This window comes from Neobacillus niacini (assembly GCF_030817595.1).
In the GTDB taxonomy this organism is placed as follows: Bacteria; Bacillota; Bacilli; order Bacillales; family Cytobacillaceae; genus Neobacillus; species Neobacillus niacini_G.
The window spans coordinates 2,007,136-2,020,705 of record NZ_JAUSZN010000001.1; the positions used below are offsets into that span (position 1 = coordinate 2,007,136).

The 13,570-nt window shown below is 37.3% G+C and carries 12 protein-coding genes and 1 riboswitch; of the genes, 2 read left to right on the forward strand and 10 right to left on the reverse strand.

The window, feature by feature from the left end; genetic code table 11:
* Positions 1-147 precede the first annotated feature (147 nt).
* The 5 genes from QFZ31_RS09945 to QFZ31_RS09965 all read right to left on the reverse strand — a co-directional run bounded on the left by QFZ31_RS09945 (position 148) and on the right by QFZ31_RS09965 (position 5,086).
* A complete protein-coding gene (locus tag QFZ31_RS09945) occupies positions 148-1,203 on the reverse strand; it encodes an LLM class flavin-dependent oxidoreductase (protein ID WP_307302833.1) in 1,056 nt (351 codons plus the stop codon).
* A gap of 164 nt (positions 1,204-1,367) precedes the next feature.
* On the reverse strand, positions 1,368-1,736 hold the full coding sequence (locus QFZ31_RS09950; RefSeq protein ID WP_307302834.1) for a hypothetical protein: 369 nt from the start codon (positions 1,734-1,736) through the stop codon (positions 1,368-1,370).
* Positions 1,737-1,920: 184 nt separating this feature from the next.
* Positions 1,921-2,823: a LysR family transcriptional regulator gene (locus QFZ31_RS09955; RefSeq protein WP_307302835.1), complete on the reverse strand. Its 903-nt coding sequence runs from the start codon at positions 2,821-2,823 to the stop codon at positions 1,921-1,923.
* A 194-nt stretch (positions 2,824-3,017) separates the two neighbouring features.
* Complete coding sequence (locus QFZ31_RS09960; protein ID WP_307302836.1) at positions 3,018-4,502, reverse strand: amino acid permease; 1,485 nt, start codon at positions 4,500-4,502, stop codon at positions 3,018-3,020.
* A 174-nt stretch (positions 4,503-4,676) separates the two neighbouring features.
* Positions 4,677-4,819, reverse strand: a riboswitch (cyclic di-AMP (ydaO/yuaA leader).
* Between the two features lie 117 nt (positions 4,820-4,936).
* Complete coding sequence (locus QFZ31_RS09965; RefSeq protein ID WP_306073164.1) at positions 4,937-5,086, reverse strand: hypothetical protein; 150 nt, start codon at positions 5,084-5,086, stop codon at positions 4,937-4,939.
* Positions 5,087-5,367: 281 nt separating this feature from the next.
* On the opposite strand from QFZ31_RS09965, the gene QFZ31_RS09970 reads away from it, so the two are divergent.
* Both QFZ31_RS09970 and QFZ31_RS09975 read left to right on the forward strand, forming a co-directional pair.
* Positions 5,368-6,093 carry a uracil-DNA glycosylase family protein gene (locus tag QFZ31_RS09970; protein ID WP_307311475.1) on the forward strand — a complete coding sequence of 242 codons (726 nt, stop codon included), beginning with the start codon at positions 5,368-5,370 and terminating at the stop codon, positions 6,091-6,093.
* Between the two features lie 13 nt (positions 6,094-6,106).
* Positions 6,107-6,847, forward strand: a complete 741-nt coding sequence (locus QFZ31_RS09975) for a metallophosphoesterase family protein (RefSeq protein WP_307302837.1) — start codon at positions 6,107-6,109, stop codon at positions 6,845-6,847.
* 49 nt (positions 6,848-6,896) lie between these two features.
* On the opposite strand, the gene QFZ31_RS09980 is transcribed toward QFZ31_RS09975, so the two are convergent.
* From QFZ31_RS09980 to QFZ31_RS10000, 5 genes are all read right to left on the reverse strand, one after another.
* A complete protein-coding gene (locus QFZ31_RS09980) occupies positions 6,897-7,856 on the reverse strand; it encodes an aldolase catalytic domain-containing protein (protein ID WP_307302838.1) in 960 nt (319 codons plus the stop codon).
* Positions 7,857-8,058: 202 nt separating this feature from the next.
* Positions 8,059-8,985 (reverse strand): IS3 family transposase, encoded by a 927-nt coding sequence (locus tag QFZ31_RS09985; RefSeq protein WP_307311289.1) that lies wholly within the window; start codon positions 8,983-8,985, stop codon positions 8,059-8,061.
* On the reverse strand, positions 8,886-9,452 hold the full coding sequence (locus QFZ31_RS09990) for a helix-turn-helix domain-containing protein (RefSeq protein ID WP_307299904.1): 567 nt from the start codon (positions 9,450-9,452) through the stop codon (positions 8,886-8,888). The genes QFZ31_RS09985 and QFZ31_RS09990 overlap by 100 nt, the downstream gene beginning before the upstream one ends.
* A 79-nt stretch (positions 9,453-9,531) precedes the next feature.
* Positions 9,532-10,749 (reverse strand): MFS transporter, encoded by a 1,218-nt coding sequence (locus tag QFZ31_RS09995; protein ID WP_307302839.1) that lies wholly within the window; start codon positions 10,747-10,749, stop codon positions 9,532-9,534.
* Between the two features lie 318 nt (positions 10,750-11,067).
* Positions 11,068-13,500, reverse strand: coding sequence for an Ig-like domain-containing protein (locus QFZ31_RS10000; protein ID WP_307302840.1), 2,433 nt, complete (start codon positions 13,498-13,500; stop codon positions 11,068-11,070).
* Positions 13,501-13,570 lie beyond the last annotated feature (70 nt).

Sequence of the window (13,570 nt, forward strand, 5' to 3'; positions counted from 1 at the left end):
TCCAATTTACTAGTTTCACATCAAACGCTCCTTCTCAAATTTTAAAATGGAAGTATTACAAACTACTTCGCAATGTAAAATTTTTTCATATTATTTATACCCGAATACTCGGAATTAAAATATAATATATCCTTAATTAAACAGTTCTCACTGGTTTAAAAATATTCTACTAGCAATATATGGGAACTCTCCTCTAATCTCTTTTCCCGTATTTCGATTCGTGTTACGCGGGCTTAACAACTGAAATGATTTAATTCTTTCTTCTTCTTTTTCTACCGGTGTATGTATAATAAATTCATCCACCTGATACGTTCGATAAAGTTTTTCTAAAATATCATTTACATAGTCAGGGGTTCCAGCCACAATGTCTGCTTTTTGTTCTGTAATTTCAAATGGTTCTCCCGACTGCTTCCCAAACACTTTTGCTTGCTCAATAGTTTGTAACGTTACAGAGCGACCGCTCTCGAGATGGACTTTAACTATTTTTCTGTCTCCTGCCAGTTGTTTAGCTTCTGATTGAGTTGAAGCAGCTATAACAGCCAAGGAGATGATGAATCTTCCATTTGGAAAACCTTCACGATAAACCTTTGCTGCCTGTTCAATTACCCTTGCATCACTATTAATAAATTTTGCAAATACAAATGATATCCCCTGTTCCGCCGCAAGCTGAGCACTATTAACACTTGCACCAAGTAAAAAAATTTCAGGTTTTTTCTCAGGAATCGGTGTTGCTTGAATTCCAGTAAGAGGGTGTTCGGAATCAACGGAATTTTCAATTAATTCGTTTAAAAAAGATAGCCGTTCAGAAAAGTCCTTTCCATCATTAACGGCGCCATACTGGAGCGCCTTTGTTGATAATGGAAGCCCACCTGGTGCTTTACCAATTCCTAGATCCACTCTTCCCGGAGCGAGAGTTGATAAGACATGGAAGTTTTCAGCCACCTTATAAGGGCTATAATGCTGAAGCATAACGCCCCCTGAACCTACTTGAATTGTATTTGTTCGAGCTAAAATATACGAAATTAACACCTCAGGAGAGGAACCTGCCAATTGATCTGTATGGTGATGCTCTGATACCCAAAAACGTGAGTAGCCCCATTCTTCTGCTTTTTGAGCCAATCGAACGGTATTCTGTAACGCATTAAAAGCCGTGCTCCCTGGAAAAATGGGACTTTGATCTAAAATACTTAGCTTATAGCTCATGTTAATTCTCCTCCACGATTTTATTCCGACATAACTGATAAGAAAAGTGTGTTTTGTATTGATTCTCATCCTATCACTGAAAACAATGAATTGGCAATACTTTACTCGATAGGAAAATATTTGATACTAATAAAAAAAATCTATCAATTAATCTTTAAATTATCTCATTTACTTGGTTTCTTAAGGGGGATTACATTGTTGCTTTGACCAAAATCATTCATAAATTCATTTAGCCTTTTGGAGAGACCTCCATGACCAAAGCGGATAAATTTAGGTTGTTTTTCTAACATATCGTCTTTGACAAAATCCAAAAACGCCAAAGTCTGAATTCTACGGAAATGAATATTGACAATTCCATATTCGTAAAACCATTGATCAATCGTATTATATACACCTCTGTTAACCTGGTACTGTCGATTGCACCAATTGAAAAACTGTAAATCTGGCAAATTTAGATACTTACTTGTTTCAAAGAAATTTTCCTTTTTTGCTTCTACAAATACCCTCGAATGGTTATTATTTTGCGTTGTCACACTAATCATCCTTTCTCTTTATATCCAATAATACTCACTTGAATAGTAGGAATTAAAACGGTGCGTTTCCCTCTTTTATTATGAAATCATTGCTTGTTATTTTATTGTGTTTAATCCTATCACCTAGAAGATTGTAATGGCAATAAGATAGCTGATAGAAAATTGTAATCTTTACATTAAAAATTTAAATAAAAGTCAGGTCCCTTTCCTTCTCAAATTCTCTAACAGACCGAAGAATATCATTCCAGAGCTCGGGGTACATAAATCCATTATTCAAGTGTGTGGCAAAAATATGCTGGTTAATTTGAAGAATATGAGAAACATCTACTTCAATTAGGCTGCCTCTCTCAAGCTCATCTTTCATGCACAGGTATGGTAAAAAACCTATGCCATTTCCACTTAGAATAATAGATTTTGCTACTTCAAGATGGTCGACTAAAAATTCTATACGAGGAATAACATTTGCCATCTCAAATAATTTATGGATCCGATTCCAGTCAAAAGCGCCGCATTCGAAAAAAACCATAGGTTCGCTGGCTAACTGCTGAACAGATAAGTTCTCTAGGGATTGAAAGGAATGTCCAGGATAAACGACCAAGCGGACAGAATTGTTTAGAAGCTCAAGCTTTTGTATTCCACGATGAGTAACATCCTTCATAAAGGCGATATCAACCTGCTTCTGTAGTAGTTTATCGAGTAATACATCGTTTGTCGCTGAATGAAATTTAAATCGTAATTGAGGATTTGCTTTCTTCAAGAAAGGAAGCGCAAAAGGAATAAAGTATTGTGATGTGATAATATTAGCCCCAATCACAATTTCATCCGGATTATCTTCCTTCTTCAATCGCTTCTTCCCTTGTTGATAGGTACCAATAATTTGCTCCGCGTAAGGGATAAAAGCTTTACCTTCCTCAGATATTGTTAAACTTCTTCCATTACGTAAAAACAATTCGATCCCAAGATCCCGTTCTAGCGTTTTGATTCTCGCAGTAACGGTTGGCTGTGATAAATATAGTGCTTCAGCTGCTTTATGAACACTCTCCAAATGTACTACATACATAAATGCTTCAAGATGATCAATGTTCATTTCCCCAACCCCTTTCTAATTTTTAAGAAATAAAAAAAGGCCCCTTTACGCGGAATGCGTATAGGAGCCTTTGGATGTCCAATCGGCAAATGAAAATTATTTATGAATTTTCTAAATTCTACTGCAATTAATCCAATAAGTAAAGTAAGAAATGCACTATTTTTTAAATCATTTTGTCAAAAAGCCATATTTGATTAATTATATTTCTTGTCAAAGTCAAACTCCACTTCTTCAAGTTTAACCACTTTTGTTTTCTTTATCATTTTATAGCCAAAATATAAACTTAGGAAAAACGGAATGCCTAAGTATGCCGCTACCACACCGCCCCAATCGATCTGGTCGGCAAGAAAAGCTTGGAAATTTTGTGCTAATATAACGATAATTCCACAAGCAATCGCGAAGATTGGCCCAATCGGAAACCATTTTGCCTTATACGGCAACATATCAAGCGAATACCCTTGCGCAATAAGGGCTTTACGGAACCGATAATGACTGATAGAAATACCGAGCCAAAAGATAAATCCTGTTATACTGATTGCATTCATTAACCAAATATAGACCATGCCATCACCAAAAAAGGAAGCTAAAAAGGCAAGTGCACCTATAGCACAGGTTAGAATTATACCTGCAACCGGAACCCCCCGGCTGTTAAGTTTTCCAAAAATCCGCGGTGCTTGTCCTGCTTTCGCCATCGAATACAACATGCGAGTTGAAGCATATAAACTGGAATTTCCAGCTGATAATACCGCCGTTAAAATAACCGCATTCATAAGTGAAGCTGCAAAGGCAATCCCCGCCTTTTCAAAGATAAGGGTAAATGGACTTACCATTACATTATCATTTTGTAAATTCGGATTAGTATAAGGAATCAGGAGTCCAATCACGGCAATTGCCAATATATAAAAAATTAGAATCCTCCAGAAAACACTTTTAATCGCTTTCGGGACATTTTTTTCAGGATTCTCACTTTCTCCCGCTGTAACCCCTACGATTTCGGTTCCTTGGAAAGAAAATCCTGCTGCAATAAAAACAACAAAAACACTTAAAATACCGCCTGAAAAAGGAGCTTTATCAACTGTAAAGTTTTTAAACCCTACTGCTTCCCCTCCCATAATTCCGAAAATCATTAGTAAGCCAACAACGATAAAAATAACAATCGCTGATACTTTAATTAGGGATAACCAATATTCCCCTTCCCCATAACCCTTAACAGATAAATAGTTTAATAAAAATATAAGTGCTAAAAATGAACCACTCCAAACCAACGAAGGACTATCTGGAAACCAGAATTTCATGATCATGGTGGAGGCAGCCAGTTCAGCTGCAATGGTCATCGACCAGCTAAACCAGTAAGTCCATCCAATTGCAAAACCAAATGCTGGATCCACAAATTTCGTTCCATACGTGCTAAATGAACCGCTGACTGGCATAAAGGCAGCCATTTCTCCTAAACTAGTCATGATAAAAAAGACCATTGCTCCCACTATCGCATACGCTAGTAATGCTCCCCCAGGGCCGGCTGAACTGATTGCTGCCCCGCTGCTTAGGAACAATCCGGTTCCAATCGCACCTCCGATTGATATCATGGTTAAATGCCTGGATTTTAACTCACGTTTTAATGTCTGTTCCTGTTGATTTGCAGATTGCTGGAATCTTTCAATTTCGCGTTCTGGTAACATTTACTTCAGCCCTTTCATTTTTTAGTAGAAAACGGTTACAAACGGAAGGATACTTTCTTTTTGATAATTAATGTCCCCCTCGTAGGAAAATCTATTAAAGGAACACAAAAAAGTGTCTACAAGTCATGGTAAATAGACTTGTAGACACCTAACGAATCGTGCCACAAGTTCCACCTTCCTTCTCATAAACGCTTACGAGGTTAGCTGTCGGATTCGGGCCTCCTGAGTAGCCCTACCTTAAAAAGGATTCACCCCTTGGACTGAATACAATCCAGTATGGTTCCCCCGTGCCTAAACGGTTTCAGCGATTAAGAAATTTGAAACTATTTTCAATATTATAATAGTTGCTATTCTAAGAAAAGTAAAATAATTTTTTACAAAAATATAAAATTGCCTGAGACCGCCTAAAACACTCTCTATTTCAGTTAAATATTTTATTCAACTACATCAAAATCATTATAGTAAATCACTTCACTAAGAAATTTACACCCATTTATACTCTTGAAAGTGGCTCTTGCTTCCTCTTGATTATCAAACTCAAACATTTGAATACTCTCTTCTAAATACACCGTAATGACCCACATCAAACATCCCTCGCTTCAATTTTTTTATAATCGAACTAAACCTCTTGAGCACCTCCGGTGATTTTCACTATTGGCAACATAATTTTGTTTTATATCTTGTTCTTCTATAATGCAATAAGTGTGCCATGATGGTTCCGATAAGAAATATACATTTTATTATTCCTTTACGTAGATTCACCGCAAAATTTTTTTGCCCACGCCAAATTATTTTGCATAATAATGTTTATATCGTGTCCACAAAGGTCACCTTTGTAAAAGAATTGGAGGTCATATTAGTGGGAATGGTTACTGAAGCAAAATTTCAATTATATAAAGAAAAAATATTGTCTCTAGACTTGCCTTTATACGATCACGATCTTTTAAATTCAACATTTTTATTGGAAAAAGATGAAAAGAAAAAACTTGAGGTTTATTACACACCATTTGACTACATAAATGAGAAAGCTAGGGTAGTTATTGCAGGGATTACACCTGGACTTCACCAGATGAGAAAAGCTTATACAACAGTCATTGAGAATAGACATTTAAATGATGAAGAACTACTTCATAAGGTAAAAAAAAGTGCCAGTTTTGAGGGAACGATGAGAAATAATCTCATAGCGATGCTAGATGAACTTGAAATACCAAGACATCTGGGTATTTCTTCTTCAAGCGAACTTTTTGGTAAAGCTAATCATCTTGTCTACACTACCTCTATACTCCCACATGCTGTATTTTTCAATCATCAAAATTATAATGGTTCACGCCCAAATATTTTAAAAACTGAAATGCTATTGGACTATGTAAAAAGATATTTTATTAAAGATATCTCTAGGATTCAAGATCCACTAATTATCCCTTTAGGAGTGAATGTAAGCAAGGTACTTGACCATTTTGGCAATAATACACATACTTTGAAGGGATTCCCTCACCCTTCAGGGAGTAATGGTCATCGACATAAACAATTTCGGGAAAATAAACAGGAAATGAAGAGACAAATCGAGAATTATTTTTATATAAATCGTTAGGAGTTTTGTAAACATGGATAAAATCGCTATTATTTCAGACATTCACGGAAATATCCCTGCACTAGAATCGGTCCTTGAGGATATCGATTCTAGACACATTAAAAGAATTATTTGTTTAGGTGATCTAGTTGGCAAAGGACCACAATCAAGCATAGCAATACAAATGATCCAAAAGCATTGTGAAATGGTGGTTCGAGGCAATTGGGATGATTTCTTTCCTAAACCCCAAGAGTCTAACACAATCAAATGGCATCAAAACCAATTAACGAAAATACAAATGAATGATTTAGAAGAACTGCCGTTTTCAGTAGAGTTTTTGATGAGCGGAAAACTAGTCAGAATGTTTCATGCTTCACCGCGGAGTGTATATGAAAGAATACAACCGTGGGACTCTCTTGAACGTCGCTTAAGTATGTTCGAAAACACAGAACACACAGAAAATATCTCAGGAGAAAGAGAGCCAGATGTTGTTTTTTATGGAGATATTCATAATGCCTATCAGCAAACTATTAAAGGTAAAACATTATGTAACGTCGGCAGCGTAGGTAATCCGCTTGATCTCACTCAAGCCTCCTATGCCATTCTTGAAGGAGAATATAACCAAAGCGAGTATGGAGTATTCTCGATACAGCTTGTTCGAGTTCCATACGATATCGAATCTTCCATACAAATAGCGAAAGAGATGGAAATGCCTGAGCTTGAGGAATATATTCAGGAATTAACTACAGCAAAATATCGGGGATTAAAAAAGTGAACAGAAAACGAGTACCTCTATCATGAGAGGTACTCGTTTTCTGTTTAACCTATTTCGTCGCTGGAGCAACAGAGACTTCTGGTGATGTTACCTTGTCATAAAAATCAACGAATTTATCACGATCGTCGCTGTCACGGTAAGCCATTGCGACACGTGGATGTTCATTTAGTACACCAGAAATCATATAAGGAATAATGTAACCCCACTCCCATTTTTGGCGCATTTCCAGCATGTGCTTTTCAATCATTCCAAGTACTGGCTTTAGTTCATAGCTTGGCTTTTGGATGTAGCTGACAAGAAGTTCTGTGTTACAGTTACCTGCAGCACGTCCCATGCCGTATACAGAAGAATCCAGGTATGTAACCCCGTTGTTTAATGCCGCTAATGTATTCGCGAATGCTAACTGCATGTTGTTATGTGTATGAATTCCAAGCTGTTTGTTAGGAATCAACTCTTGGAATTTTTTCACTTGGTGTTCGATATCCGAAGGATCCAAGCTTCCGAAAGAATCAACGATATATACAACATCTACAGGACTTTCCCTCACCATATCAAATGCTTTCGTAAGCTGCTTTTCAGGTACACTCGATAAAGCCATAATATTAAGTGAAGTCTCATAACCCAAATCATGAAACATTTGTACAAGCTCTAACCCTTTATCTACTTCTCGGATGTAGCATGCCACTCGAATCATATCTAAAACACTTTGTTCACGTGGTAAAATGTCATTCGGATCGACACGTCCAATATCTACAAGAGCAGAAAACTTCGTGAATTTTTTCTCAGGGAAGATTTCTTTCAAGAAGTTATCGTCTAGAAATCTCCATGGATTTGGCTCAGTTGCATTTAGTAGTTTAGGGGAGTTTTTGTAACCAATCTCCATATATTCAACACCAGCTGCACTTAAGCTATTATACAAGTCTTGAACAAATTCGACACTAAAATCCCAATTGTTTACTAAGCCTCCATCTCGAATGGTGCAGTCAATAATTTTGCTACGATGTCCCATGAAAGTAATTCCTCCTGTAAATCCTATTTTGTCATTATTTGTAAGTCAAATACTATAAAGTACTAAAATTCTTACTGTGTTTATATCATGTTTCATTCGGACGAGTCAATCTATTTTCCAAAAATTCATTTTTTTTACAATAAAAAAGCCATTCCCTCCTAAATGCATGTTTGATGTGACCCCCAAAAGTTAGAGTTTTATATTAAGCAGCTAATTGGCTAGTATGGACCCGGTATTGAACCGGGCTCATACCTGCCAATTTTTGCTTTATACGCTTGTTATTATAATAACTGATATATTCTTCAATTCTCTTTTTTAATTCCTCATATGAGCATAGTGCTTCCCCGTAATACATTTCTTGTTTTAGTAATCCGAAAAAGTTCTCCATTGGCGAATTATCTAAACAGTTTCCTTTACGAGACATACTCTGGAACACCTTGTTTTTCTTAAGGGTTTTCACCCATTTATTATGTTGATAATGCCATCCTTGATCAGAATGTACAGTAGTTCTAAACTTTGAATCTTTTACTATTTCTAGTGCTTCCTCGAGGGGGGTGAGAGCTAAATCTAAGGTTGGACGCATACCTATACCAAAAGAAAGAATTTCACTATTGAACATATCCATAATTGGATTTAAATATAGCTTAATACCGTCTGAACACTTAAATTCTGTAATATCTGTTGTTAGTTTTTGATGACACACATTCGTTTTAAAGCGGCGATTGATAAGGTTCTTGGCAACAGTTCCAGTTGTACCCTTGTATGAACTGTACTTGCGTGATTTTAATTTGAATTTATCTCCCTTGAGCCCAAGCTCGTTCATGATGCGTTGCACCTTCTTATGATTCACTTCATACCCACGGTTTTCTAATTCTAATTGAATACGACGATAACCATAATTTCCGTTATGTTCTTCGAAAATGGATTGAATAAGTTCCTCCAACTCCTGGTCTGGATTCTCCTTATTCATCATTTTTATATGATAATGGTAGGTGGATTCAGGAATGCCGACTATTTGTAAAACATCTTTTAGTTTGAAGGTTTCTTTAAGTTCGAATGATAATGCTGCTTGTGCTTTTCGAGATAGCCCTTCGGATCCATCTGAAAAGCTCGCAACTTTTTTAAATATTCTACCTCTAAACGAAGAAGTTCGTTTTCTCTTTCTAACTTTTGTTCGTACGTTAATTCCTTATCTTCAATGTGTTTATTCTTTTTGTTTTTTTTAGTTTTATCAGACATGGATGGCCGTCCTTTCGGTCTATCCAGGGCTTCAGTACCACCCTCCAGAAGAGCCCTTTTCCAAGCTGCAATCATAGGAGCGTTAGTTATGCCAAATACAAGGGCTGTATCAGTTTCTGAAGAACCTGTTCTCTTCATAAAGCTTAATACATCTAGCTTGAATTGAACAGAATATGTTTCTCTATGTTTCTTCCTCTTTAAACCTTCCACACCAAATTTCTCGTATACCTTTACCCATCTCCTAATCGGAGTACTGTCTTTCATTTCATACTTTTTAGCTAAAAGAATATATCCTAATTTCCCATCTTGATATTCCTTGACTAACTTTAACTTAAATTCTTCACTATATTTGGCCATAAAAATACACCCCAAAAGTTAGATTTCACTCTAACTTTTGGGGTGCAGTACAGTTTGAGAGAATGGCTTTTTAATTTCCTTACACTGCTTCAGATAATGTAGTGATTTCTTCTTGTTTACTGTTTCCTTTTTGCAAACTAATCATTGCTATAAAAGAGATACAGTATAGTAATGCTAGATACGTCATAGCTACCGTTACATTTGCATGCTGCAGAATGTATCCTACTAAGATTGGAGATAATCCCCCTAAAGCCCTGCCGAAGTTAAAAATCGTATTTGTTGCCGTACTACGAATTTCTACCGAATAATACTTGCTAATTAATGCTCCGTAACCTGCAAACATTCCATTCGAGAAGAACCCAACAATTGCACCGCCAATTAGAAGTCCTGTGCTGCCTGAAGCATAGGAATAAAGGAAGACCGCCACAGCGGAAGCTGCTAAGAAGATTCCATAGGAGCGTTTCATTCCAAAACGATCCATAAATTGTCCAAATGTTAACATACCTGCAATCATTCCTGCAGCGGTACTGATTGTCCAAAGAGCCGAGCTTGAAACAGATAATCCTTGGGATTGTTGAAGCATGGATGGCAGCCAAATCATTAAACCATTATAACCTGCGATTTGAACGGTTGCCATGATTGCTAATGCGATGGTGGTTACTGTAATTCTAGGAGTAGCAAATAGTTGCTTTAATTTCCCTTGCTTCTGAACTAGTTTCTTTTTCTTTTGTGACGCAAGCCATTCAGGTGATTCGTCTAGCTTCTTTCGTACGATAAAGGCGAATATTACTGGGGCCAATCCAACAAAAAACAATCCTCTCCATCCCAAAGTCGGAAGGATCATCGCACTAAGAAGTGCTGCAAGGATAACCCCGTATTGAGCACCGACACTAACGTATGAAGAAGCACGCCCTTGTTTCTTCTTTGGCCATGCCTCAGCAACAAGCGCCATACCAATCCCATATTCTCCACCTGCGCCTAGACCGGCAATAAACCGAAATAAGTATACTTGTTCAATATTTTGTGCGAGCCCGGTTAAGGCAGTTCCGATTGCAAATAATAATATCGTATAGGTGAAAACTTTAACTCTTCCGAATTTATCTGCTAAAACACCGAAAATAACTCCCCCAGCGAGCATTCCTAAATTAGTAATAGAAGAAATAAGTCCACCAGCTGTCATATCAATATGAAACTCCGCAATAATCATCGACATGGCAAAGGATATAAACATGATATCCATGCCCTCTAGTGTTAAACCCGCTACTGATGCCACTACTGTTTTTTTACGATAATCCATTCTTGTTGTTCTCCTTTCGAGCCTCACAGGACTCAGATTAAAAGATTTGAGTGAAAAAAAATGCCCTTCCATCCAAAGGACAAAAAGGCATTCATAGACATAATAAATATGTATGAAGTATACTTCGCCTTTTTGGCCTCTCTGGACCAGATTTAAAGGGATTTAATTTCAACTAATAGTAACATGATAATAGTCAGGTGACAATATTTTTAATGATAAAACAATATTTTCCACAAAGCACCAGCAATCTTATTACGTTGAAGAACTCCAGTGCAAAATATGATGTTGCACTGGAGCCGCAAAAGTATTTATTTACTACTAATTTGTTTTAGTTGGAACGTCATTTTGTTTTTTGGCAAAGTTGAATTGTATATCAGAAAAAGTAGCAGTATTCAGATTATCTATCTGGTTAGACACTTTGTTTCCATCCACAGCCATTCCAATGTAAACTTTCTGATTCATGTCTACCTTTCGCTTTCCTATTAGCGTCCAGTTGACCCCATCGGCCGAACCCTCGGCTGAAAAGACATCACCTGTCCGTTTTAGTTTAAGATAATAACCCAAGTGCCGGTCCTTATCTTTAAATGGGATATCATTTAGTAGCGCAACTCCAGATGCTTCTGCACTAGGTGGTGAATCAAGGTTCTCATCTAGGTCGTCCATTTTCCCACCTTGTTCATATCTAGAGGCTAAATAGGCAGACCATGGATTTCGATAATATGTTGTTCCATTTTCCTTCCAAGTATATGATTTGGTATAAGAAAGACCTAATGCAACTGTTTTTGCATCTTTTTCAAGAGTTTCTCGGATCATTAATCCAGCAAAAGCATGGTGATCGACAGGTGTCATTGTCTCTACCTTTGCTATTAATTCTCCGTCTCCTGCCAAATTACGATAAGTAAAGTGGAATTTGTCGTCAGCTGCTAGTAACTTTCCAGATCCTTTTACAGTCATTACATCATTTTCAAGAGAAGCATGACCTGGAATATTTGGCGTTCCAATATCCGTTGATTTCCATTGTTTTAGATTGGTTTCGCTATTGACATGTATAACGGATGCTGTCGCTTGTGTCATGAGACCCGATTGATCAATTGCCTTGGCGGAAATATAATAGGTACCGTCTGGTAATTTGGTTGTTAGAGTAAATGGCTTGCGTGTAACGGTTCCAATAATCAGATCTCCATTATAAAATTCTACTCTTTCAATGTCTGACTTACCGGTTACATTTGCTTCAATCGTAACTGATTCATTTGTTTTATAAATCTGATTATTAGTTGGGCTTTTCAATGAAACTTCTGGGTTTTCTGGTTTGTATTCCATATCAACCAATGAATTAACGTAATTTTCAATATTAGAATAACCGCTTTGATCTGCTGATAATTCTCGGCTATCATTAGCATTATTCGGATTTAACCCATTATTGAGCTCCCAAGCATCCTCTATCCCATCTTGATCATTGTCAAAATCTGCTGGACGAGAAACGGTTTCTGTATATGGAAGGCCACTTACTTCTTCATGACGATTAACGAATCTCCCTAGATTGTTCTTCACCTCGTTAATAATTCTTGCATCCAAGGCGTCCCTTTTTGGATACGTTGCTCCAGCTTTTGCTAAAACCTCCGTATATGCTTCTTCAGCCGTCGTTGTTCGAAGTGCTTCTTTAGCTGTCCCATCCATCATAAATTCTTCATTGACTATCTCGGTTGTTGGGGCAGCGCTTTCAGAAACATATATACCTTTGGAATTATCGTTAGATACTTCAGAATTCCCTTCAAGTACATTTCCTTTAATGTAAAATTCACCTGGTTTGTCTTTCTCTCCTGCATCAATGACCCTCGATTCTACACTTGTACGTGTTCCTAATCCCGGCTTCATATAGTTATTTATATAATTAGCATAGGCCCTGCCTCCACCGTATGCGGTGTTAAATCCCCAGTTATAAATCACATTATTTCTTATATCAAATAATCCAAGATGGTTGTTGTCATCTGCCTCGGCAGTGCCTCCACCTAAACGAGGGTTTCGAGAGGTATGGTTAGCGACTAGATTGTGATGGTATGTGGTATTTACTCCACCCCATATTCCACCGTATCCATGACGACCCTTCGTATGACCGCTCATTGCTAAACTCTCTGCAACAATAGACCACTGTACAGTCATGTTTTCCGCACGATATAAGGACATCGTTTCATCAGTAGACCAGCTGGTTGATATATGATCGATCATGACATTTTTCATGCTTCTACCCCAAATGGCGTCCATGGAATCACCAGTATGCACATTTTCAGCTCCTGGACGGAATCGAAGGTAGCGAATAATCACATTCTCAGAATCACTGATATTCGTTTCGTATCCAGTGATGGTAATTCCATCTCCAGGAGCGGTTTGTCCGGCAATCGTTACATTTTTTCGTTTTCTTAGGGAAAGCGGTTCTTTTAAATTGATGTTTCCGGAAATATTAAAGACAATGAAGCGGTTATCCTTACTTACGGCATCACGCAGAGAACCTTGGATAGCCTTTTCTCCAGTTCCATAGTCTTCTAGAGTATTAACGATATACACTTCACCAAATCTTCCGCCGGAAGTATAACGTCCACCACCTTCTGCCCCTGGAAATGCAAGTACTTTATCAATATTTTCAACTGCATTCACTTTATTATCTGCCGGTGCTACTGCCAAGCTTGAAACGGCTATTGCAGCAGCTACTATGGATGCTTTCATTTTCTTTCCTTTAATTAATCTTTTTTTCAAGATTTAGCTCATCTCCTCATGATCATATTTTGGGGGTCTTTAACCAGATTAAAGACCCCTTATCATTAAT